Below are 22,254 nucleotides of genomic sequence, written 5' to 3'. Positions count from 1 at the left end.
TATCACACCTCCCCTTCCCGGAACAGGGAATAAAAGCAATACATGGTCCCGGCCACCACCAGACCCACACAGATATCCAGAGGCAGTATCAGGCCTGCGCTGAAGATGTTTCCCGGCCTTCCCAAAGGAATACCCGACTCCAGGTGGTTTGCCCCCATAAAAAAGGAATAGCCTTTTGAAAGGGCGTATACCATCAGCGCACTGCTGCTCATCACAGTAAAGGTTTTAAAGCTGAAAAAACGGTGAATCCGCCGGTGCCCAAATGCATTGGCATATAGTATCAGGCCGGCCCCCATCACCGTTCCTCCTGAGAACCCGCCTCCGGGGGACAGATGGCCGTTGAGCACCACATAGACGCCAAACATAAGAATAAAGGGAACCAGCAGCCTGGCCACCTGTTCCAGTATGATATCCCTTTCCTCATCCTCTTCATGCTCCGTTCCCCCACTCCGGTCTTCCTTCCCGCTATACCCGCTTTCGGTTTTGAGGCGCAAGAGGGCAATGACACTGACGGCCGCCAGGAATAAAACCACGGACTCGCCAAAGGTATCAAAGGCCCGGTAATCCAGTATGATTCCAGCAACCGTATTCACGGCCCCGGTCTCGGACAGCCCGTTTTCCAGATAACGGCCCACCACCTCATTATTGGCCGGATTGTCCGCGGAGCCAAAGGCAGGCAGATGGGTTACCATCATGAGAAGCACTGCCATGCCTGCCAGACAGACGATCTGCGCCACAGCCCGGTAGACACGGCCGAACACACGCAGGGCATGTTCCTCCGTAAATTCCGCAAACCGCCTGCCCATAGTCCGTTTTGTATTTCTCTTTACAGCCTGCCCCGAAGCGTGCACGGTGTCTGCCGCTCCATGCACGGTGTCTGCTGCTCCATGCCCGCCATTCTCCCCGCCATGCCCGCCGGCCCCGCCTTCATGCACACCGGCCTCATCGTCCCAGTCCGGACCGTTTTCCACCCAGTCCACGAATGCGCGCAGACCGCGCTTACCGCTGTCCTCACTCACTGTCTTCCCCCCTTAACCCATCGACCTTATACAGTGTAATAAAAAGCAGGATTCCCGTGACCCCTGCGCCCACGGCCGCCTCTGTGATAGCCAGGTCCGGGGACTGCAGAATCACCCATATGATGCTCATGATAAGGCTGTTGGCCATAAACAGGATGGCTGCCACCAACAGGTTCCTGCACAGGAATACACTTAAGGAACAGGCCATCAGAAACAGCAGGAGAATGATCTCAACCGCCTTCATATTCAGACACCCCGCATTCCTCTTTAAGGTTTGGATTGCTCCTGGCCTCTGCCCTGGCCACCATGTGGGAGGCCGCCGGGTTGCCAATCCAGATAAACAGAAGAATCAATCCGATTTTGGCCGACTCCATATTCCACCCGTTGGAGATTATAAGGCCGGCCAGTATAAGCATGCTCCCCAGGGTATCGCATTTGGCAGCCACATGGATCCGGTTCAGCGCATATTCAAACCGGAATATGCCAAAGGTCGCCACACAGAGCACAAACACTCCCAGCACGATGAAAATTCCTCCTGTCACCAGACCCATTACAGCACCGCCTCCTTTTTTGTATTTTCCTTTCCTGCCCCACCGCTCTCTCCACTTTCCTTTTCACAGCCCATATGCCGGCCCAGAAGCCCTGTCAGAACCACAAAGGACAGGAAGCTGATAAGGGCATATATAAGACAGATATCCACCAGATAATCCTCATGGAACACCTTTATGAGCAGGGCAATCATGAGAACAGTCTTGGTTCCTATCATATTGATGGCAATGAGCCGGTCGGAAAAGCGCGGTCCCAGTACGGCCCGCAGCAGGCAGAATATCATATTGATGCTGAGTATGATAACCGACAGAATCAGGATACCTGTAAACAGCCCCTCTGCCGCCCCCATCTCTGCCCCTATCTTTGCCCCTATCTCTGCCCCCATGTCCCTTCCTCCTATCTTACTTCCTCGATCCGCGCCAGCTGCCTTGCCACATGCCAGTCCTTAAGCCCCTCTGCCATCTCAGCTGTCAGCGCGTGGACCCACAGCACATCATCCTTCACATCCACCGTGATGGTGCCCGGCGTCAGGGTAATGGCATTGGCCAGGGCCGCCCTGGCTCCGGCGCTCTTTAAATCCGTCTTAACCGGCACCAGACAGGGCGTGATTTCCATGTGGGGGGACAGCACTATGCGGATAATGGCCACATTGGCCTTCACCACCTCCCAGGCCACCATGGCCAGGAATACAAGAATATGACCCAGGCGCTTCAGGAGAAGCAGGTCTCCGGACAAACGGTAACCCAGAGCCAGATACCCAAAGCCGTATACCAGCCCTGCCACCGGGACTCCCACCGCCAGAATTTCAGCCGTGACCCTGCCGTTTAACAGAATCCACAGAAGATACAGCAATACATACATGTTCTTTCCATCCCCCTTGGCTTTCCAAACCGGCAAAGGGCTGCCGCCTGTTATAGCAGCAGCCCTTTCCTCTCATCCGGGAGTACCGGTCAGCGTTTTACAAAATATCCTTCTTTCATGATTACGTCCATGTTCTCAACAGCGATTGCACGGATATTCTCTAACGGGTTGCCGTTAATTACTAACAGGTCGGCGCTCTTTCCCTCTGCCAGGGATCCGGTCACATTGTCCACCTTCAGCATCTCGGCGCCTGCCTTGGTAGCCGCCACAATGGTATCCATCTCGCTGATGCCTGCTTTTTCCACAAAGGAATACATCTCTCCGATGGCTGTTGTTCCGTATGGTGTAAGGCTGGAGCAGAAGGAGTCCGAACCAATGGTAAGTCCGATGCCTTTTGCCTTTGCTTTTCTTAAGTTAGCGTACACGCGGTTCAGCTCCTTCTCCGCTACGGTATCGCCAGGATACTGGTCATGCACCTCCGGGATGTATGGCGGAGCGTATGTCTTGAACCATTCGTTTAAGAACTGGATGGTGGGACAGAAATAAATGCCTTTCTCTGCCATGATATCCAGACACTCGTCATTTAAGGTCTGGCCGTGGATAATGAGATGTACCCCTGCCCTGGCAGAATCCAGGGCGCCGCCGTAGCCCTCTGCATGGGACCATACCGGGATGCCTACCATCCTGCACTCATCCACAACAGCCTGAATCTCCTCCAGCGTATAGTGCTGGTCCAGCTTCTGGTCCCAGCGCCAGATGCCGCCGCCTGTGGACCAGATTTTAATTGCATCCGGATTCTGGCGGAGTCTTCTTCTAACTGCCTTGCGCAGATCCCATGGTCCGTCCACACGCTCAGCCCATGGATGGGATTCGTCGTTATAGTAGCTGGGAAGCTTGTGGGAATCCCCGTGTCCGCAGGTACGGCAGAATCCAAGTCCGGTTGCCACTACCCTGGGGCCCTTCATGACGCCGGCTTCCACCATGTTGCGGATTTGGATGCCGGAACGGGAAATCTCGCCAACCGTGGTAAGGCCGTTCTCCAGACACTCATGGGCCTGCTGTACCGCCACCACTGTCTTCTGTACCACATCCTCCAGTACCCAGTCGCTGTCATCGTCTGTCAGGTTTCCTGAAAAATGCAGATGGGAGTCAATAAGACCAGGCATAATAGTCTTTCCGGTAATATCCACAACCTCGTAGTCAGGTCCGATTTCCTTGTCCGCACCGGCGTACGCAATCTTGTCATCCTCTGTCAGCACCAGACTGTTCACCACTGGCTCCGCGCCGGTACCGTCAATCAGTAAACCGCCTTTAAAAGCTACCTTCTTCATTGAAAAATCCTCCTTTATTTGATATATGTTGATGTATGATTTTATTGCCGTTATTTTGCAGCGGCTGCCGCCTTATTATTTGCCTTTGCCCTGGTAACAGCGCTAAGGCCCAGCCCGATGACCAGCCATGCAACCACGATGGCCCACTCTACAGGCTTAAGGGCTGCGGGGCTGAAGGGAACCACCATAAGCCCGATGATGATGGTACCTGCCAGACAAGCCATGCAGATGCCTGCTTTTCCGCCGGGAACCTTGTAAGGCCTTGGAAGGTCAGGCTCCGTATAGCGCATCTTAAGGCAGGCAAAGCTTACCATGGTGCAGGAGAAGATGAATGCCAGCGCCGACACATTGGTCAGGGATACCAGCATGTTTTTACCCAGGAAAGGACCCATAATGGTCAGGACTGCCAGCACTGTGTTGGCCATCTTCGGCGCCCCACTTTTTTCATCCAGAACCGCAAAGCTGTCCGGGAGCTGTCCTTTACGTCCCATGGCCAGCATGATGCGGCTGGTAGCTCCGTAGAAGGAATTCATGGGGCCCATGGGGCCTAATGTGGCGATTATCAGCATTGCCACATACAGAAACATGTTGATGTTCTTAAGACAGGCCAATGCCGGAACCGTGCTCTTTATAAAATCAGTCCACGGTATGATGGTGCCGAAGGAATAAATACAAATCATATAGAAACCGCCAGCCGCCAGGAGCGCCATGCTGATAACCTTGCCGAACTTGTTCCAGTCCAGGCCTTCCGCTGCTTCCTCAGCCTGCTGCGGTATGGTATCAAACCCTGCGTAGAAGAACGGGGTCATTACCAGCACCGAGATAATGCCTGCAAACATGTTGTTTGCGCTGGTTACCGTGGACGGTCCCTCCACCTGTGTAAAGGAGGGAAGGATGTTGGACGGCCCGCCTTTCACGAAGGAGATTGCCATTGCCAGGAGCATGCCCGCCAATAGGGCCTTTGTCAGAAATGCCTGCAGCTTAGCGGCTGCGCTGGCGCCCCGGAAGTTAAGGAGAATCACATAGACTGCAAATCCCAGCGCTATGACAGTGGGGAACAGGTACACATCCGCCCCCATGATGGTATAGAGCTTAACCGCCCTGAGAACCGGGAACAGGCCCCCAAACATATCGGATACTAATGTGGAGATGGCGATGGCCTCCCATGGGCAGAGGATACCGTTGCCCAGCGCCAGGAACCATCCTGTTATGTATGAGGCATTGCGTCCGTAGGTCCTGTCCACATATTCAATGATTCCGCCGGAGATAGGGATGGCCGCTGTCAGCTCCCCGAACACGGCTCCTATGGGAAGCAGGAACACGGCTCCTATGGCAAATGCAATCATGGCCGCTATGGGTCCGCCTCCAATCACCATCCAGTCACCTACCAGCAGCACCCAGCCAGTACCGATGATGGCCCCGAATCCAATGGTAAAGAAATTCCATATGGACAGGGTCTTTTTCATTCCGCCTGCATCATTTCCACTTGGTCCAGACATAAGATCTGTTTCCCCCTTTTTCTTGTTTTTTATATTGTTTCTCAACTCATATCCTCATTTTACACAAGGAAAAAATTAACGCAATACTTTGTGCACAAACGATAATTTCAGTGTAATAATTGGTCAGAAATGTATTTTTTGTCCAAAAAACCTATTTACAATACCACTGAAAGAATTGTATAATCGTTATGCGTTTAACTAATTTCAGGGGAGAATGGTCATGTTCAGAATTGTACTTTGCGATGACAGTCCCGCGGACCTGATGGTGCTGTGCGGACATCTGGAACAATTAAAAGAAAAACGGCCTGTGGATATCATATCCTACACAGACGGCCTGGACCTGCTTAAGGATTATAAACAAAAAGGGTTCTGCGACATCCTGGTGTTAGACATGCGCATGGAAACCATGGGCGGCATCGAGGTGGCAAAGCACATCCGCCAGCTGGACGACGAGGTTCCCATCCTCATTGTGACAGCCACTGTGGATTACGCGGTGGAGGGCTACAAGGTGGGCGCCTTCCGCTATATCGTAAAGCCAGTGGAGAGCGGCGACTTTCTGTCCGCCGTGGAGGAGCTGCTTGACAGGCAGCAGAAAAAACAGGCATCCATCTTTTCCTTTCCCAGCATAAACGGCACCACCAAACTGATGACCGACCATATCTATTATCTGGAATCGGATTTAAGGACCATCCGTGTGGTTGCAAAGGAAGGCACATTTACATTTACAGGCACCATCAGTTCCCTGGAAGAGCAGCTCCGCCCGGACGGCTTCATCCGGATTCACAAGAGCTTCCTGGTCAACGTAAGCCATATTTATAATATATTCAAGGATTCCGTAACCATGGACAACAAAGAGGTGCTTCCCATGAGCAAGCACAAGCGCAGGGAAGTGAACCAGGAATTCTTAAGCTATATGGAGGCAAATCTATGATGAAATTCCCAGCCTGCATGGAGGCAGACCTATGATGAACGTCATTCAGCATGCCTGGGTCAGCTTTGTGCTGTCCGTGGCCGAGACCCTGATTCTTTATTGGCTGTGCAGCAACTTTCTTCACCGGAACCTGCGGCCCATGTCCCAGTACACGGTGGGCATCCTGATTTATTTTATATTCCAGTGGGTAACCTACTGGTTCAACGCGCCTCTGTTCAGCATGTGCGTTTTTTACTGCGCCTTCACAATGCTGGTAAGCTGCATATTCTTTACGGATTCCCTCAGGACCAAGGTGCTGGTTGCTTATCTGTTCGTTGTCCTCAACTATGCCTGCAAGCTGCTGTCCGCAGTGCTGTTGCGTTTTCTGCACAACGAGCCCCTTCCCTCAGAGCCCAATTTCCTGATTCAGAGCCCCCTGGCCCAGATGACGGCCTGCATCCTTTTTTTCTTCTTCACCCTCTTGTTCATCCTGTGCAGAAACATGAGAAAGAGCAACAAAGCCACCCTTTACAATGCCATTTCCTTCCTGGTCCCCTCCGTGATCCTGTTCATTACCATCCAGATTTTCCACATGAGGAACAGCGTATCCCACTTTTACCTGGAGATATCGGGAATCCTTTTCTGCTCCTCCATGTTCCTGTTCTATCTGGTGGACGATTATGCCATTATCAACGAGGAGAGCCAGAAAAATATGATTGCGGACAAACTCCTTACCATGCAGTCCTCCTACTATCAGAAGGTGGAGGACTCCCAGAGGGAAATCACCTCCCTGCGCCACGATTTAAAAAAACACCTCCATTCCCTGGTGGTGTTTTTAAAAGCAGGCCAGTATGAGGAGGCCCTTACATACATTGAACAAATCTATGAATCCGCCAACGGCATGAAGGTGCCCCTAACCGGCGGAAACAGCATGGTCAACATCCTGGTCAACAATGCCCAGCAGCAGGCCGCTGCCTGCTGCGTTCCCCTGACAGCCAACATCATGGTGCCTCCTGAACTGCCGTTTGAGAACGTGGACCTGTGCATCATCCTGGGCAATCTCCTGGACAATGCCCTGGAGGCATGCTGCCGTATGGGAAAGGGAGCCAACCGGTTCATCCACACGGAAATCCGCTGCCAGAAGGCATTCCTGATCATCAGCATCTCCAATTCCTACAATGGCCAGCTGCGCATAGAAGGCAACCGGTACGAAAGCATCAAGATTGGAGAGCAGTACTGCGGCATAGGGCTGTCCAACGTATCCACGGTCATCCATAAATATAACGGCGACATGAAAATCAGCCACAATAACGACGTATTCACGGTATCCGTCATGCTGCCTCTGGTTTGCAGGTAAGCGCCTGCTGCCGCCTGCCTCTGGTCCGCATAAGCGCCTGCCGATGCCTGCCTCTGGTCCGCATAAGCGCCTGCTACCCTTTCCTGCCAGCCGCTTCCTCCACAGGCAGCATCAGCCGGAACTCGGCTCCATGACAGGGCGGACGCCTGTTGCGGGCTTGGACCCGTCCTCCCATGTACTCCATGGCAGCGCGCGTGATGGAAAGCCCGATTCCAAAATTCCCTTTATTGCCCTTATAAAACCGCTCAAACAGATGGGGAATCTCTTTTTCATCCAGGCCGGGCCCATCGTCCTTTACACAGACAACAGCCCATTCCCCCTCCCTTTTAAGAGAGACTGTGACACTGCTTTTTGCATATCTGGCGCAGTTGTTCATCACATTCTGAAACGCTTTTCCAAGCAGGGACGGGTCTGCACTGACCCTGATATCCTCCTGCTCCTTTTCCATCCCAATGCTCACCTTCTCCGCTATCCCTAACCCCTGTAAAATGTCAATCTGCTCCTCTATAAACTCCCCAAGGCTTATGACCTCTGTGCGCAGCCTTGTGTCATGGCTGTCCAGCCTGGATATGGTCAGTATGCCGTCCACCAGCTCCTTCATCCTCATGGTTTCAGACAGAATCACAGCGGCTGCCTGGGCATGGTCCGGGAACACATTGCACTGAATTCCCTGGGCATAACCGCAGATGGACATAAGCGGGGTCCGAAGCTCATGGGATGCATTCTGGAAAAAGGCCAGCTGTTTTTGTTCGGTCCGGTCCAGCTCTGCCGCCATGCCGTTCATTGCATTCTTTAAATCTTCTATTTCCGAGATCGGATAATGAACCCAGGACGGCTCAAATTCCCCTTTGCCTATGGCGCCGGCCTGCCTGCACAGCCCCTTAAGCTGCCCGGATATGCTGCCTGCCACAAACCAGGCAGCAACCAGGGACAGAAATGCCAGAACACCGGCAATGGCAGCAAGAAGCCCTCCCGTGTAGGACAGAAGGGCTTTTGTGTCGGGTATCTCCACATATCCCACCAGATATTTTCCCCTTATATTGCCGGAGCTCTCTGTCTCATAGAGCCGGAACATGTACTGCCGCTTTCCCACAGCAGCCGTGACATCCGCCCCTTTATTTTCCTCAAACATCCCGCCGGCAATCATCTCACGGCACGCCCCGCTGATTTCCTCTCCTTCCCATTCCTCCTCCCCCTGCCTGGGAAAGGTAAGCTTCAGCCGGGAATTAAAGGCAATGAGACTGGCTTCCGGGCGTCCCTTTCGTATATACTCCCTGACCTGGCTCAGAAATTCCCTGGAATACATCTTCTCCTCATCCCTGGTCAGAGTTTCGTTTCCATCCCGCGGATACACCTGCTCCGCCATGGACTGGACGGATTCCATCAGATGCTCTAAGCTCTGGCTGGATATCCGCTTTACGTACCAGCCTGAGGCAGAGGAAAACAGTGCCCAGGAAAGGACAGGAAACAACACAATCAGGATTACCACAGGAACAAAGATGCGTGAACGAATGGCAGACATCATGACCGCTCCCCCCTGTCTTCCTCCAGCCTGAATCCATAGCCCCATACGGTTTCAATGGCTGCCCTGCACCCGGCCTCCCTGAATTTGCGCCTGAGGCGTTTTACCAGATCATCCGCCACCCTGGTATCCAAATCGTAATCCGGCAGCTCCCACACTTCCTTCAAAAGCACCTGCTTGGAGACCGCCTCCCCCCTGCGCTCCATCAGATACTGCAGGAAAGCAAATTCCGTGGGTGTCACGGAAAAGTGGGCGCCGTCCACGGTCATGCAGCGGGAGCGCGGGTCCAGGCTTAAATTAGCGCAAACCAGCGTCTCCCCTGCATCCTGCCGGATGTATCCGGCCCTGCGAAACAGCGCCTTGACCCTGGCTACCAGCTCCAGAGGAAGAAAGGGCTTAACCATATAGTCATCGCTGCCAAGGGTGATGCCCGTGACCCGGTCCATGGGAGCGTCCTTGGCTGACACGATGATAATGGGAACCCGGCTCTCCCTGCGGATCGCCGTACACAGGGCAAAGCCGTCCATTCCAGGCATCATGATATCCAGAATGATCAGGTCCGGACAGGATGTATGGAATGCCTCAAACAGGCTCTTTCCATCCTCAAATGTCTCCACCTCATATCCCTCGTTGACAAGGAATGTCTGTATCAAAGTGCGGATATGCAGTTCATCATCCGCCACATATATGCGTTTCGCCATAATAACCTCCCTGCATGTAACAGTATTTACGGATAGCATACCATCCCGTCAGGAATCCGTAAACCGCTGCCACATTTTTGCCGCATTTTTAACCTGTATCCGCCCTGTGCATCTGTGCTATCCTGTTGGTGTGGACGGCGGATACCGGTACCGCTGTTCCGTATTATCCCGGACATATTCCGGACTGACATTCACAGCCACAGAAAGGAGTTTTCATTCATGAAAAAAATAACAGTCTTTATATGCGCTGCAGCCCTGGCCTGCTCCATGAGCTTCCCTGCCTTTGCAGCCCAGACAAAAAAGGAGTATAACACCGAAACAGCCCAGGTCCGCCAGGAACTGGCCGACACATCTGCCTCCATCAAAAATCTCCAGAAGAGCAGCCGCACTGCCTCCGATGCAGCCAAGACAGTCCGCCAGGGCTGGAAGGACAGCGGCCAGTTAAAGGAACACAAGGATACATGGAACCAGGTCAGGGAATTAAAGGATGATATCACAGAAGTGCAGGTGTCCTATACGGAAGCCAGCGGCCAGGCCAGGCTGTTGAAGGCCCAGGCAAAAAACGATGTGAAGGATGGAAAGTATGACGAGGCCATCGCCAAACTGAACCAGTGCCTGGAACAGAAGAAAAAAGCCCTGAGCTCCATGGAACAGATAAATGGAATCTGGGCGCAGATTGACAGTCTGTTAAAATAACAAATAAGGCATTGTCCGTCCCTCCGGGGTTACGGCAATGCCTTTCTTTTGGCCGGATCATTCCTTCACTGCAGTTCCCTGCAGATCTTCCTGTACGTATCCGCGTATATGCTTCCCTTATTCCATATAAAGGCAAAGTCATGTTCCATCTGGAAATCCCTCAGCTCCAGTTCCCTGAACACGCCCTCCCTTATCCCCTCCTCCACCGCGGTCCGGTACAGGAAGGTGATTCCCGCATCCTTTTCCAGCAGCTGGAGAATGACATGCATACTTCCGATTTCCGTAATGTGGGCAAAATCAGACAGGCGGATATTCTTGATATCCAGATTCTTCTCCAGGATATCCCTGGTTCCCGACCCAGGCTCCCGTATGAGCAGATGTTCCTCTAAAAGGTCCCTTAACTGGACCGGCTCCCCGGCAAATACATGGCCGGCAGCACATACAGGTATGAAAGGCTCTGTCCTGAAAACCATGGAATCAAAATCCACGTCATCGTAGTATCCCTCAACCAGGGCAAACTGAATCTCCCCGGAAACCAGCTTGTGCAGAAGCTCGTCCGTGTTGTTGATGACAACGCTGATGCGGTCCTTGGGATGGCTGTGGATATAGCGGGCCAGGGGGGTGGATATCACTGACTCCCCGATTGTCCTGGTGGTCCCAAACCGCAGGCTCAGTCCCTTCCCGGCCCCCTCAAACATCTGTTTTCGCAGGAATACCTCATCGTTCTTAAGGGTGGTGGCTGCGTGAAGCAGACGTTCTCCCGCCGGGGACAGGTGTATCTTCTTTCCCTCTGCCAGGAACAGCTTCACCTGGTACATGTTCTCCAGATACCGTATATGCTGTGACACGGCGGGCTGCGTGATGTGCAGCGCCTCAGCAGCCCTTGTATAATTCATGTACTCACAGACAGCAAGAAATGTGTAAACCCTGAAATCCAGCATCTGATTTCCTCCTTTTGTTCTCCCTCTGTTTCTCTTAATCATAACACATTCTTATTAAAATATAAATATATATAATTTTACTTTATGCTTTCCATAAGTTACCATATAAACCGTGTGCTGGGTTTTACACCCGGCACACGGTCAAATATCAAGCTATCGGGAATATGAGGAGGAAAAAGAAATGGCATCATTACAAAAGAAATGGAAAGGATTGGCATTCTGCCTGCTGCTGGCTGTCCCTTCCTGGTTTCTGGGGAAAATGTTCCCCATCATCGGCGGCGCTGTCATCGCCATCCTTGCCGGCATGGTCATAGCCGTATTCATGAAAACTAAAAACGGGCTGGAGGACGGTATCAAGTTTACCTCCAAAAAAATACTGCAGTGGGCGGTCATCCTTCTGGGCTTTGGCATGAACTTAAATGTGGTGCTGGAGACGGGAAGGCAGTCCCTTCCCATCATTGTGTGCACCATCACCACCTCCCTGGTGATTGCCTTTGTGCTCCATAAGCTCATGCATATCCCATCCAACATTTCCACTCTGGTGGGTGTGGGCTCCTCCATCTGCGGCGGTTCCGCCATTGCAGCCACGGCGCCTGTAATCAATGCGGATGACGATGAGGTTGCCCAAGCCATATCCGTTATTTTCTTCTTTAACGTGCTGGCAGCCATCCTGTTCCCCACCTTCGGCAAGTTCCTGGGATTTGACACCGCATCCGGCAATGCCTTTGGCGTCTTTGCAGGGACAGCCATCAATGACACGTCATCCGTCACTGCCGCGGCAGCCACCTGGGACAGCATGTGGAATCTGGGGGCAGCCACCCTGGACAAAGCAGTCACGGTAAAGCTCACCAGGACCCTGGCCATTATTCCCATCACCCTGTGTCTGGCCTTTATCCGGACCAGGAAAGAAGAAAAGGCGGATCAGGCCAGCGGACAGTCTGTAAGCTTTAAAGATATCTTCCCGTTTTTTATTCTCTACTTCATCGGGGCTTCGGTCATCACCACCATTGCCATGGGAGCAGGGATTCCTGCCTCAGTCTTTGCCCCCATTAAGGAGCTGAGCAAGTTCTTCATCGTCCTGGCCATGTCAGCCATCGGACTGAACACGGATCTGGTAAGGCTCATCCGCACCGGCGGCAAGCCCATCCTCATGGGAGCCTGCTGCTGGGTGGGAATCACCGCAGTGAGCCTGGCACTTCAGAGCACGTTGGGAATCTGGTAAAATACATACATGTAACTTCAAAAGGGCTTTCCCGGCAGCAGTTAAAATGCAGCCGGGAAAGCCCTTTTTTACGCATGATATTTAAGTTTTGTCTCCACCAGGAAATCCACGCCCAGCTCGTCCGGCTCCCTTCTCACCTCCACATTTTCCCGTTCAAAGAGGTCCGGATATTTGGACAGCAGGGCACGCTCCTGATTCACAAGGCGGTTCAGATGAAAATTCAAAATAGTGTGAAGCCGCTCCCAGTCCTTGGCCAGAATGGCGTCTGTTATCTCCTTATGCTGCTTAAGGGCTTCCCGGTCTATGCCCTGGTCCGCCATGGCCAAAAGACGAATCCGCATGTAATGGCCTGAATTGGCCGATATGATGTCGTTGCAGTATCCCTTGTTGACCCCCACGTAAAAAATAGAATGAAAGTACATATCCTCGGCCAGAAATGCCCGTATGTCCTCCTCCTCCACAAACTTCTCCTGACGGTCCAGGGACATCTCCAGCTCTGTGATGGCCTTTAAATCACACACTGCCATAAACTCCAGAATCACCTTCTCCTCCACACAGGTCCTGAGAAAGCGCTCGTTAAGCACCTTGTCATAATTAATCTTGGATATCATGGTTCCCCGCTGGGGAAGAAAGGTGATAAGCCCCTCCTTGGAAAGGCTAATGAGGGCATCCCTCACCGGCGTCCTTCCCACCTGGTAGGCCTCGCTGATATCCCTGATGCTGAAAATCATCCCGGGACGCAGCTTCAGGTTCAGAATGTCCGTGCGCAGTACGTCATATATGTTGTCTTCCGAATTCCTGCTGTCTGTGCTGCCCATAGAACTCCTCCTGTCAGATCTCTGCTACCTCCCTGTACATGTTCAGGGCTGTCTCTGAATTATAATTATAGTACAAAAGGATATCTAAGGCAAATGGGGAATAGGGAAAACCATTTAATTTTTTGGAAAAATACATTCCGGCTATCTCCGACAGGGCCCTTATGGTGGAACGGTTCTCAAAACCAAGGATTTTCCACAGGCGTATCTTCTCGGTCCTGGTATAAATCCCATCGTACTCCTCTTCCAGATAGTGGTAAATTTCATGGCCCAGAATCAAATCTTCCAGCTGCTCCCTTGTGGTGAAGCCGTCCAGTGAACCGCCTTTAACCGCCTTGTCGATAGGCTCCCTCATAATTTGTATCAGGCCGGGAGGGGTGAAAAGGGCAAATAGCACCCTGTCCGCTATCTGCCCCTTATCCAGGTATTCCACCCTGAGTCCCAGCTTTCCGGCAATCTCCCGGGGATTTGAAGTACCCGTCTGGTCCATGATTTTATCCGCTGTTTCATAGCCGCAGCAGATGGATTTTTCTATCATCTCTTTTTTCCGGCCGCAGTCCACCTTATCCCGGAGCGCATCCCTGGAGAATGCGTACATTCCCCAGGTCATGTCGTCCACGGCAGCCAGCCCCTTCATCATTTTCCTCAGGTTCATCTCTTCCATATCTCTGTCCTCCAGACCGGTCCCATGGCCCCCTTAGCGGGTCCGCGCCTTAATTCTGCCTGATGTTGGCAGCCACCACCAGGATTTCTTCATCCGGTTCCAGTGAAGATACCTCCAGGTCCGTCAAAAGCTCCAGCTGCTCAAAGTCCTGGGCCGTAAAATCCATGACCCTGGCGCCCATGCACAGGTAGTAATCCGGCCTTGCAATCAGCTCTGTCTGGTATACTGCCATATCGTCCCAGAGCTGTTTCAGCGCGTCCAGATAGGCTGCTGCCGTGGTTTTTAAACACATGGCCCTTCCCCGCTGTACCTTTATGAATCCCTTCTTATCCACGATGCGGACAGCGCCCGGCGTACCCGGCTCTGTTCTTTCGCCGTACACATAGAAGTAGGGTGACGTTGCCAGAAGGGCTGTATCCCCATCCGCCAGCCTCATGTCCTCTGCTGCCAGATGCCTTGCCTCAGTCTCATCGCATTCCTTTAGCAGGTCCGCTGTCTTCACCTCCGTTGAACCGGTGGCAATGGCCGTCACCTTGGAGGTCTGGGGATCTATTTCAATATGAATCTCCACGGATTCCGCTGTTGCACCTGACTCAATGGCCTTGTTAAGGGCCTCATTTTTAATGGCCCGGATATCGTCCTTGGACGGGGAAGGCATGATGCGCTCCACCACGTCACGGACCATGGACAGGGCCACTCCTATGGATGAAATGACCTCGGCATTCTCCGGAATGGAGTACTTGACCCCCATCTTATTGCTGAAATACACGATCAGGGAAGCGGCTCCGCCTCCGACGCCCACCAGGGATATCTGGTCCTTTTCCAGCTTATATTTCTCAGCCAGCTCCAGTATCACCGGCTCAATCTTGGCATACGCCTTTTCCATAATTTGCTTTGCAATGTCCTCCACCGTTGTACCGCAGTAGTCAGCCAGGGCTTTCATGGCCTTTCTGGCGGATTCCACGTTGCCGTAGGAGAAATGTTCCGGCTTTACCAGTCCCAGCACATTGGCTGCGCAGGAGTTGGTGAGGGTGACAGCGGATCCGTCCTCCATCCGGATTCTCACATAGTCGTCCGGATCCCCCTGCTTGGGTGAGAAGAATTCCACCTTCGGCCCCCTGATTTTATCCGTATCCGTGAACACGGCATAGTCCAGTCCTGCTATATGGGCGGAACGTGGTCCCACATCCACCACGCCCTGCTTGTTAGCCCGGACCATGGAGCCGCCTGCCACGCCCAGCACCCGCACATCCAGGGATGAGATATAGGTGGCATGGCCGCCTACGATGGAATAGTCAATGGCAGGCCGCCCGTTCTTGATAACGCCTATATTGGTGGTGGTGCCGCCCACCTCAAAGTACACGCCGTTGGAGGCCCTCAGATACATAAGGGATCCCATGACAGAAGCAGCCGGGCCGGACAGCATGGTCAGCACGGGGCGCTTCTTCATCTCCGTAATCTCCATGACTCCGCCGTCGCCTCTCATAATCATCAGAGGCACATGAACCCCTGCTTCCCGGACAGAGCCTTCCGTTGAATTGGCTGTATCTAACATCTTTGGAAGGATGGAGGCATTGATGGCAGCGGTTCTGGTCCTTCTTGTAAGACCGTAGAGCTTGGTGATGTCGCTGGCCATGGTGGTGGGGATGCCCCTGGCGCTGGCCGCCTCATACACCTCTGCCTCAGGGCCTCCGTCGTCCACGCCGAACGCCATGGAGGATACCAGTACCTGGGCCCCTGACTTCTGCATGCTATTTATAGTATCTTCAACAACGGCCATGTTCATTTTCTTCACGTTGATGAAGTCATTTACAATTTTAATTTTCTTCTGGTTGCCCAGGTCTATATCATCCAGTTTTGTCTGTTTTTTTGCCAGGAAACCTTCCAGGCCTCCCTTTGCCATGCCGATGACACCTACAGTGGCCACATCGCCCTCAATCAGGGCATTGGTTGCCTGGGTGGTGGAGTGGGCCACAAATACCACATCATCCGGGCTGATTCCATTTTCATTCAGGCAGTTTTCAAAGGACTTAACCACACCCGCGGCCACGCCTCTGGGGTCGTCGTGGGTCGTCTTAACGGAAGATTTCCCGATAATCTCATGGGTGGCGTTATCAATTGCCACTGCCTTTGTGTGGGTGCCGCCTACGTCTATACCCATCCTAACTGATCTTCCCATTTTAAAACCTCCTCATCTCAAATCATCAAACCGTCTTATAAGGGGGAGCCGGCAGGTATCCCGCCAGCTCCCATCCGGACAGCAGGGAATCCTTCCCTGCTGCAGCCGGCCGTCTTATACTCCCGTTCACATCTACATCAGGCCGCCGTACAGTACGAATACTGCAGCGCAGCAGATAATGCCTACAATCCATCCGGTAGGAATGGACATCTTCATATAATCCTTGGTGGAAACCTTGGTATATCCAAATCCCCATGCAACCCAGGACTGGGTGATATCCAGATGCTGAGGCGCAATGGTGGTCACTGCAAACAGCGGATACAGGAAGGCTACCGGTGCATTGGGAAGGGTGGCCACTACAACTGCCAGGATTGCGGTTCCGCATCCAACCAGGTTCATGGGGCCGCGGAAGAAGCCGAGAGGTGTCAGTATGGCGAACACGATGGCCAGGGTAATGGCTGTGGTAGGCACAAATCCTCCCAGGATAGCTGTAAAGTAAGGCGCTGCATAGGTTGCCGCGTTATTGAACATGGCCAGGGTAAGCAGGAATCCTACCATGGGGGCCACATCAATGGAACCATCGGTAAACAGTTTTGCAAAGAGGCGGCAGATTTCGGAATAGCTGCCCTTCATTTTTCCCGTTGTAATCAGTGCGTAGATGCCGGAAAGACAGAATCCTAAAATAATGGGAATCTTGAAGAGCACCACGCCCAGGACAGGAAGGATAACGGAAATCCAGGAAATGGCCGGGGCATTGTCACTTGCCGAGGAAGCAGTGGCCGCCCATGCGTGGGCTGCCTTTTTGTTCATGGAAAGGTTGGCAACCACCAGCACTACCACGATGGCTACCACCATGCAGGTAACGCCAATCTTGAAGTAATCGTTGTAGGTGTAATCAGCTGCCGCCGCATTAAAGCCCGCATATATGGTCTGGTACTGCTGGAAATTGACGATATTTCCAAAGATGCCTGCCATGATAGATCCCATAAAGCTGAACATGGCCACAGGAGCCGGAATGCCCAGTGAAAGCAGAATGGGCAGTACGATAACCGCGATGGAAATAACAGGTCCGATACCGGTCATGGACATAAAGATAATGGCCGTAACGATACACAGGAGCGCCATGGTGATTCTGGGCTTATCGCCGCCCAGCTCAACCACCTTACGAATCAGGGTGGCCGCTATGCCGGTGTCCACCAGGACCCTGCCGAAGAATGCTCCGAAGAATACATTGACCAGAATGGACTTTGCATATCCGGCAGGACCCTCTGCATATACATACTCCAGCACCTGGATGAAGGTTTTGCCTTCCATGGCCGATGTGGGCGAAAATGCGTTGCCCACCAATGCCAGGGCAGTCCAGAACGTTGCCATGATTGCAAATCCCACCATCAGGTTGAATCCCTTCACACAGTACCATACCATGCCTAAGAAGGACAGAATCATGATAATACCGATAATTACATTGATGTTCATACGAACCCTCCTTTGATGAAAATAGTTGAATGCTCTCCCTCAGAGACTCCCTTATGCCTCTGCTTTTCTGTACCGGAGCGCAGGAATGACGGGAATGAATCTCCGGATACGTTCTGGTTACATACGCACCTTTCATTCATCTTAACCCCTTGTTGCTGATACTAATATATTAGTACTGATATATTAGTTTGTATAGAGTCATTTTCCACTGTTTTTCATCTTATTTTTATACATATTTCACAAAATATCACATTTTTATACAGTGTTTTTACACCGTTTTAGCGGCTTTTTAACATTGTCGCATCTCGTTTATTGCTATCTAATATATTAGCTCGTCCAAAACAATCCAAGGATGCGGTAAGAGTTCATACTCTAACAAAAAAATCGGCATGCCGTGATTAACAGCATACCGAAAGTTTAATAGCCCTCATGGTCCTGAAACGTCCTGAGATACATTTTATCCCGCCGGGAATGGGCATCTCCCGGCATTTACATTACATTCTCTCTCCTCCCCTTTTCCAGGGCCCTCAATGTACTGTCATGGAGCACTTCCTTCTTATACGGGTCCTGGGACAGATAGTAGGAATAGAGGATGTCCGTCAGCAGGAGAATGGGGAACTGGGGTGAAATCACATTTCCATGGTTCAGATGGAGCAGCGACGGAAGAAGCACCACCTCATCGCAGAAGGCATCGAAATCAGGCCTGTTCCTGGCAGTGAGCATCACGGTCCTGGCGCCCCGCTTGTGGGCTTCCTCCAGAAGGTATAATACTTCCTCCTTCTCACCGCTGATGCTGACGCCAAAGACAAGGCAGTTCTCGTCCTGGAACACGCCGCGCATACGTATCATGTCGCTGTGGTCCATGGACGTGATGTCCAGGCCGATACGCATAAAACGCAGCTCCATCTCCCTGGCAGCCAGGCCTGAACTTCCTGTTCCGCAGACAAACACGCGTCCCGCCTTGGCCATATACCGGCACACCCTCTCAATCTGCTTTTCATTTACCAGGTTATACGTCTTATTCAGAAGTTCCTGGTAGGCATTGAGCACAGTCCTGGTGTTGCCTGTCATGGAGTCCTGCCTGACCACAAAATTTTCCTCATACTGGTAAATGAATTCCCTGTAACCCCTGAATCCGCACTTCTTTGCAAACCGCGACAGGGACGCCTCCGACACAAACAGCTTTCCGGCCACTGACTTAGCTGAAAAATCCATCTGCTCCCTGTTATAGATAAAAAAATCCGCAATACTGCGCTCCACCGTTGTAAAATTCACATAATTGGATTCTATGACCGGTATCACTGATTTCAGATATTCCATAATACCTCCTCCTGGTTAAGACCACAGACCTGCTTTCGGCCAATACCGGTCAGCTCCGGGCCTTTCCCTGCCTCTCCAGGAAATGATAGTAGGCTCCCCGCATCCCCGCGTCATTCTGGTGCCTGGCAAAGGCCAGCTCTGTCTTTTCATATATGCTGGATACCAGATACCGGGCAAGAGCCTTTTCCAGTCTGGGACGCAGGTACGCCTCCTGGGCCATGATTCCCCCTCCCAGCACTACGATCTGGGGATTCAGCACATAACATATATTGGAAATGCCTTTTCCCAGACAATCGCACATCTGGTCAATGGCCTCCACGCATATAGAGTCCCCTTCCCCGGCCAGCTGGAAAATACGGTAGCCGTTCCACTGGGCCTCAGGCTCCCCCTTGGCAGCCGCCACCCGTTTTACCAGTATGCTGGCAGCTCCCAGGGTCTGGAAATCACTTCCGTCCATGTGCATGTATCCCACCTCGCAGGCGCTTCCGCTCCACCCGTGATACACCCTGCCGCCGATGATGATGCAGCCGCCGATTCCGGTTCCAACCGTAAGGCACAGGGCCGACTGGGCCCCTGCCGCTGCCCCGGACACAGCCTCCGCCAGGCCGGCGCAGTTCACGTCATTCTCCACCTCGCAGGGAAGTCCGAATTCCGCCTCCATGCTGGCCTTGATCTTTGTTCCCGCATACTCAGGAATCAAAGGGGCTGCATAGAATATCTCCCCCTTTTCCACATCCACCATGCCGGCAGTGGACACACAGATTCCCTCTGTCTTCCGGTCCTTCAGGTAGTCCGCCGCAATCCCCATGACCTTTTTTAACAGGGCAGGCCCGCCTTTAAAGGCCTCGGTGGGCACCTTACCCTTTGCAAGAAATTTCTCATTTTCGTCCAGCACCCCGTGCTTGATTTCCGTTCCCCCGATATCAATGCAAATATACTGTTTCATCGTAGCACCGCTCCTTTAAATCTTCTTTTCACCCTGACGCCGCCCTGCCGCAAAAGGCAAACCTGCCCGGAGCGCAGACGGGATGCTCCGTCCTGCGTTCCAGGGTCTTTGGTTTGCCTCTGTATCCGGGTCTATATGCTTTTAATGGTCAATCCGCACCTTGAATATGGCCTTCTTGATTTTCTCAGGTTCGTTTACGGCCACGGCTGTGCGGTGTCCGTCCTCCGGGTAGCAAATCAGGAAATCCCCCGGCCTGAGCACCACATGGCTGTTGGGTGCGCCGTCCATGGGAAGGAAGTCATCCTTCTCCACATACTCCTTCTGCTCCATGTTCTCTATAAAGTTTAAATCAATCTGCTCCTGCCCGTCAAGCATTAAATGTACATCCAGGTAATTCCTGTGGGCTTCCCAGAAGCGGTTCTCAGGCCGGGTGGTCTCATACTCCACCACATTGACAAACAGCCTTTCTCCGTCGATGGGATGGCATCCTTTTTCGTAAGACGCCAAATCATGCTCCTTTGCATAGGCAAAGCATTCCTTTAAATCCTCAGGAAGAAAGGCATAGGTCTTTTCCTGTGTAATGTTTCCAAATATCATGATTACCTCCTGTTAATGAATCATTAATTGTGGTAAATCGTAGCGTCCTTTACAGGCTTGGATGTATCCCCGTCCATCTTTCTTGTAATCATGCTCACCGGGATTCCCACTACCAGTGAGATGGCGATGGAGATGATGGAATAGGACCAGATGGATACGGAGCCCGCAGGAGCCATGTACTTGATGCAGACCATGGTAACCGCTGCCACAAAGAATGCCACGTATGCGCCCTTTGCATTGGCCACCTTTGTGAATGTACCCAGGGCAAATGTACCGCCCAGCACGCCCAGCACCAGTCCCATGAATCCGTTGAACCACTCATAAGCTGACTTGATTTCGCCGTTTGCCAGTACCATGGACACCAGAATGGCCACAATGCCCACGCCCAGGGATACATACTGTGCGATTTTTGTCTGAAGGGCAAAGCTCATCTCCTTCTTGGAAAGACGCTCCTGGATATCCAGGGTCCAGCTGGTTGCCACTGAATTAAGGCCGGTGGACAGAGTGGACTGGGATGCCGCATAGATGGCTGCCAAAAGCAGTCCTGTGATACCTACCGGAAGCTCATAAGCAATATAGGACGCGAAAATCTGGTCCTGCTGGGCTGCCGGAGGAAGCGCGTTCTGGCTGTAGAATACATACAGTCCTGTACCGATGAGGTAAAATACGGTTGCGATGAAGATGGACAGAGCGCCGTTGGTCAGCATCATCTTGTTCAGTTTCTTCATATCTGTGGTGGTGGTGAAACGCTGCACAATATCCTGACTGGATACATAGGAGGAACAGGTGTTAAGACCTGCGCCCACAATCAGCAGGAATACGCTGTCCTTCAGTATATTGGGATTAAAAATAGGCTGGTCTGCCGCCAGGAATTTACCTTCGCCCATGGTCTGGAAAATGGCTCCGAACCCGCCGTTTATGCCGTTGGCCAGGTAGAACAGCGCAAAGGTAACGCCAACCAGAAGGACGCTGCCCTGGATGAAATCGGTCCAGAGAACGGATTTAAGTCCGCCTGTGTAGGAATAAATAATGGCAATCACACCCATGGCAATAATCAGGAGATTTACATTAAGGCCTGTAAGCTTGGAGAGTACCATGGATGGAAGATACATGATGATGGACATGCGGCCCACCTGGTACACGATGAACATGACGGCGCCCAGGACACGCAGGCCCTTGCTTCCAAAACGGATTTCAAGATAATGGTAGGCTGTGTCGATGTCCAGCTTGCTGTAGATTGGCAGGAAGAATTTAATGGTAATGGGTATGGCCACAAGCATTCCTAACTGTGCGAACCACATAATCCATGTTCCTGCATAGGAATTTCCTGCCAGGGACAGGAAGGAAATGGGACTTAATAATGTTGCGAATATGGAAACGGAAGTAACCCACCACGGAATGGTGCCGTCTCCCTTAAAGAACTCTTTTCCCTTCATCTCCTTTTTGGAGAAGAAGAGTCCGGCAAATAATACAGCCGCAAGATAAACAATCAGTATAATCAAATCAATTGTAGTAAAACCCTGCATAAATCAATCTCCCTTCTTTGCTATACGGAAAACCCTGGGAAACATCCTCCTTTTCCCAAACGCATTCCGGTCCCATGCCGGCCCTTTCTCCCTCCAGAAAGGACCGGGGACCATTTACATTAT

Annotated in this window: 22 protein-coding genes; 4 read left to right on the top strand and 18 right to left on the bottom strand. The window is 52.2% G+C overall.

The features are described from left to right. Window positions 1-2 precede the first annotated feature (2 nt). From mbhE to LI015_RS12815, 7 genes are read right to left on the bottom strand one after another with little or no spacing between them, the layout of a single operon-like run. Window positions 3-1,019, bottom strand: coding sequence for a hydrogen gas-evolving membrane-bound hydrogenase subunit E (mbhE, locus tag LI015_RS12845; protein WP_227125270.1), 1,017 nt, complete (start codon window positions 1,017-1,019; stop codon window positions 3-5). Then, entirely contained in the window at window positions 1,012-1,263 is a 252-nt protein-coding gene (locus LI015_RS12840) for a hydrogenase subunit MbhD domain-containing protein (RefSeq protein ID WP_002568138.1), read from the bottom strand. Before LI015_RS12840 ends, mbhE begins: the two co-directional genes overlap by 8 nt. Further along, window positions 1,250-1,570, bottom strand: coding sequence for a cation:proton antiporter (locus LI015_RS12835; protein WP_002568139.1), 321 nt, complete (start codon window positions 1,568-1,570; stop codon window positions 1,250-1,252). Before LI015_RS12835 ends, LI015_RS12840 begins: the two co-directional genes overlap by 14 nt. Continuing rightward, the gene (locus LI015_RS12830) at window positions 1,570-1,953 is read right to left on the bottom strand and encodes a monovalent cation/H+ antiporter complex subunit F (RefSeq protein ID WP_227125268.1); all 384 of its coding nucleotides are present in this window, start codon (window positions 1,951-1,953) and stop codon (window positions 1,570-1,572) included. Before LI015_RS12830 ends, LI015_RS12835 begins: the two co-directional genes overlap by 1 nt. A gap of 11 nt (window positions 1,954-1,964) precedes the next feature. After that, window positions 1,965-2,465: a Na+/H+ antiporter subunit E gene (locus LI015_RS12825; RefSeq protein WP_002568141.1), complete on the bottom strand. Its 501-nt coding sequence runs from the start codon at window positions 2,463-2,465 to the stop codon at window positions 1,965-1,967. Window positions 2,466-2,518: 53 nt separating this feature from the next. Next, window positions 2,519-3,760 (bottom strand): metal-dependent hydrolase family protein, encoded by a 1,242-nt coding sequence (locus LI015_RS12820; protein WP_002568142.1) that lies wholly within the window; start codon window positions 3,758-3,760, stop codon window positions 2,519-2,521. A 50-nt stretch (window positions 3,761-3,810) separates the two neighbouring features. Continuing rightward, window positions 3,811-5,259: an APC family permease gene (locus tag LI015_RS12815; RefSeq protein WP_117625727.1), complete on the bottom strand. Its 1,449-nt coding sequence runs from the start codon at window positions 5,257-5,259 to the stop codon at window positions 3,811-3,813. 220 nt (window positions 5,260-5,479) lie between these two features. Here LI015_RS12815 and LI015_RS12810 point away from each other — a divergent pair, with 220 nt between their 5' ends. Continuing rightward, window positions 5,480-6,190 (top strand): LytR/AlgR family response regulator transcription factor, encoded by a 711-nt coding sequence (locus LI015_RS12810; RefSeq protein WP_002570189.1) that lies wholly within the window; start codon window positions 5,480-5,482, stop codon window positions 6,188-6,190. Between the two features lie 31 nt (window positions 6,191-6,221). Beyond that, entirely contained in the window at window positions 6,222-7,526 is a 1,305-nt protein-coding gene (locus tag LI015_RS12805; protein WP_002568145.1) for a sensor histidine kinase, read from the top strand. Between the two features lie 73 nt (window positions 7,527-7,599). Here the strand turns inward: LI015_RS12805 and LI015_RS12800 are convergent, their stop codons facing one another. Together LI015_RS12800 and LI015_RS12795 are read right to left on the bottom strand one after the other, a co-directional pair. Beyond that, window positions 7,600-9,051 (bottom strand): HAMP domain-containing sensor histidine kinase, encoded by a 1,452-nt coding sequence (locus LI015_RS12800; protein WP_227125266.1) that lies wholly within the window; start codon window positions 9,049-9,051, stop codon window positions 7,600-7,602. Next, window positions 9,048-9,749, bottom strand: coding sequence for a response regulator transcription factor (locus tag LI015_RS12795; RefSeq protein ID WP_117625614.1), 702 nt, complete (start codon window positions 9,747-9,749; stop codon window positions 9,048-9,050). The genes LI015_RS12800 and LI015_RS12795 overlap by 4 nt, the downstream gene beginning before the upstream one ends. Window positions 9,750-9,968: 219 nt before the next feature. Between LI015_RS12795 and LI015_RS12790 the strand changes: the two genes are divergently transcribed. Continuing rightward, window positions 9,969-10,445, top strand: a complete 477-nt coding sequence (locus LI015_RS12790) for a hypothetical protein (RefSeq protein ID WP_002568148.1) — start codon at window positions 9,969-9,971, stop codon at window positions 10,443-10,445. A 65-nt stretch (window positions 10,446-10,510) separates the two neighbouring features. Here LI015_RS12790 and LI015_RS12785 read toward each other — a convergent pair whose 3' ends face one another. Further along, window positions 10,511-11,386, bottom strand: a complete 876-nt coding sequence (locus tag LI015_RS12785) for a LysR family transcriptional regulator (RefSeq protein WP_002568149.1) — start codon at window positions 11,384-11,386, stop codon at window positions 10,511-10,513. A gap of 181 nt (window positions 11,387-11,567) precedes the next feature. Between LI015_RS12785 and LI015_RS12780 the strand changes: the two genes are divergently transcribed. Next, window positions 11,568-12,608, top strand: a complete 1,041-nt coding sequence (locus LI015_RS12780; protein ID WP_002568150.1) for a YeiH family protein — start codon at window positions 11,568-11,570, stop codon at window positions 12,606-12,608. A gap of 68 nt (window positions 12,609-12,676) precedes the next feature. Here the strand turns inward: LI015_RS12780 and LI015_RS12775 are convergent, their stop codons facing one another. From LI015_RS12775 to LI015_RS12740, 8 genes are all read right to left on the bottom strand, one after another. After that, window positions 12,677-13,426 carry a GntR family transcriptional regulator gene (locus LI015_RS12775; protein WP_002568151.1) on the bottom strand — a complete coding sequence of 250 codons (750 nt, stop codon included), beginning with the start codon at window positions 13,424-13,426 and terminating at the stop codon, window positions 12,677-12,679. A gap of 13 nt (window positions 13,427-13,439) precedes the next feature. Beyond that, window positions 13,440-14,087, bottom strand: coding sequence for a hypothetical protein (locus tag LI015_RS12770; protein WP_118017412.1), 648 nt, complete (start codon window positions 14,085-14,087; stop codon window positions 13,440-13,442). A gap of 49 nt (window positions 14,088-14,136) precedes the next feature. Beyond that, on the bottom strand, window positions 14,137-16,266 hold the full coding sequence (locus LI015_RS12765; RefSeq protein WP_002568153.1) for a hydantoinase/oxoprolinase family protein: 2,130 nt from the start codon (window positions 16,264-16,266) through the stop codon (window positions 14,137-14,139). 132 nt (window positions 16,267-16,398) lie between these two features. After that, entirely contained in the window at window positions 16,399-17,742 is a 1,344-nt protein-coding gene (locus LI015_RS12760; protein WP_002568154.1) for a hypothetical protein, read from the bottom strand. A 489-nt stretch (window positions 17,743-18,231) separates the two neighbouring features. After that, window positions 18,232-19,062, bottom strand: coding sequence for a MurR/RpiR family transcriptional regulator (locus tag LI015_RS12755; protein WP_021894345.1), 831 nt, complete (start codon window positions 19,060-19,062; stop codon window positions 18,232-18,234). Between the two features lie 49 nt (window positions 19,063-19,111). Then, window positions 19,112-20,008: an ROK family protein gene (locus LI015_RS12750; RefSeq protein WP_002570193.1), complete on the bottom strand. Its 897-nt coding sequence runs from the start codon at window positions 20,006-20,008 to the stop codon at window positions 19,112-19,114. A 141-nt stretch (window positions 20,009-20,149) separates the two neighbouring features. After that, window positions 20,150-20,605, bottom strand: coding sequence for a YhcH/YjgK/YiaL family protein (locus tag LI015_RS12745; RefSeq protein ID WP_002568157.1), 456 nt, complete (start codon window positions 20,603-20,605; stop codon window positions 20,150-20,152). Between the two features lie 23 nt (window positions 20,606-20,628). Then, a complete protein-coding gene (locus LI015_RS12740) occupies window positions 20,629-22,131 on the bottom strand; it encodes a sodium:solute symporter (RefSeq protein ID WP_002568158.1) in 1,503 nt (500 codons plus the stop codon). Window positions 22,132-22,254 lie beyond the last annotated feature (123 nt).

The organism is Enterocloster sp. 210928-DFI.2.20 (assembly GCF_020554465.1).
GTDB lineage: Bacteria > Bacillota > Clostridia > Lachnospirales > Lachnospiraceae > Enterocloster > Enterocloster bolteae.
Note: the sequence above shows the minus strand (reverse complement) of the source record. Positions and strands in the feature narration are given on the sequence as shown.

Bases quoted from the DNA above. Each gene is read 5' to 3' on its own strand.
- LI015_RS12820 (WP_002568142.1), bottom strand. From the start codon at position 3,760: ATGAAGAAGGTAGCTTTTAAAGGCGGTTTACTGATTGACGGTACCGGC.
- LI015_RS12750 (WP_002570193.1), bottom strand. From the start codon at position 20,008: ATGAAACAGTATATTTGCATTGATATCGGGGGAACGGAAATCAAGCAC.
- LI015_RS12760 (WP_002568154.1), bottom strand. From the start codon at position 17,742: ATGAACATCAATGTAATTATCGGTATTATCATGATTCTGTCCTTCTTA.
- LI015_RS12740 (WP_002568158.1), bottom strand. From the start codon at position 22,131: ATGCAGGGTTTTACTACAATTGATTTGATTATACTGATTGTTTATCTT.
- LI015_RS12770 (WP_118017412.1), bottom strand. From the start codon at position 14,087: ATGGAAGAGATGAACCTGAGGAAAATGATGAAGGGGCTGGCTGCCGTG.
- LI015_RS12805 (WP_002568145.1), top strand. From the start codon at position 6,222: ATGATGAACGTCATTCAGCATGCCTGGGTCAGCTTTGTGCTGTCCGTG.
- LI015_RS12815 (WP_117625727.1), bottom strand. From the start codon at position 5,259: ATGTCTGGACCAAGTGGAAATGATGCAGGCGGAATGAAAAAGACCCTG.
- LI015_RS12765 (WP_002568153.1), bottom strand. From the start codon at position 16,266: ATGGGAAGATCAGTTAGGATGGGTATAGACGTAGGCGGCACCCACACA.
- LI015_RS12775 (WP_002568151.1), bottom strand. From the start codon at position 13,426: ATGGGCAGCACAGACAGCAGGAATTCGGAAGACAACATATATGACGTA.
- LI015_RS12785 (WP_002568149.1), bottom strand. From the start codon at position 11,386: ATGCTGGATTTCAGGGTTTACACATTTCTTGCTGTCTGTGAGTACATG.
- LI015_RS12810 (WP_002570189.1), top strand. From the start codon at position 5,480: ATGTTCAGAATTGTACTTTGCGATGACAGTCCCGCGGACCTGATGGTG.
- LI015_RS12780 (WP_002568150.1), top strand. From the start codon at position 11,568: ATGGCATCATTACAAAAGAAATGGAAAGGATTGGCATTCTGCCTGCTG.
- LI015_RS12795 (WP_117625614.1), bottom strand. From the start codon at position 9,749: ATGGCGAAACGCATATATGTGGCGGATGATGAACTGCATATCCGCACT.
- LI015_RS12790 (WP_002568148.1), top strand. From the start codon at position 9,969: ATGAAAAAAATAACAGTCTTTATATGCGCTGCAGCCCTGGCCTGCTCC.
- LI015_RS12830 (WP_227125268.1), bottom strand. From the start codon at position 1,953: ATGGGGGCAGAGATAGGGGCAAAGATAGGGGCAGAGATGGGGGCGGCA.
- LI015_RS12800 (WP_227125266.1), bottom strand. From the start codon at position 9,051: ATGATGTCTGCCATTCGTTCACGCATCTTTGTTCCTGTGGTAATCCTG.
- LI015_RS12840 (WP_002568138.1), bottom strand. From the start codon at position 1,263: ATGAAGGCGGTTGAGATCATTCTCCTGCTGTTTCTGATGGCCTGTTCC.
- LI015_RS12745 (WP_002568157.1), bottom strand. From the start codon at position 20,605: ATGATATTTGGAAACATTACACAGGAAAAGACCTATGCCTTTCTTCCT.
- LI015_RS12755 (WP_021894345.1), bottom strand. From the start codon at position 19,062: ATGGAATATCTGAAATCAGTGATACCGGTCATAGAATCCAATTATGTG.
- LI015_RS12835 (WP_002568139.1), bottom strand. From the start codon at position 1,570: ATGGGTCTGGTGACAGGAGGAATTTTCATCGTGCTGGGAGTGTTTGTG.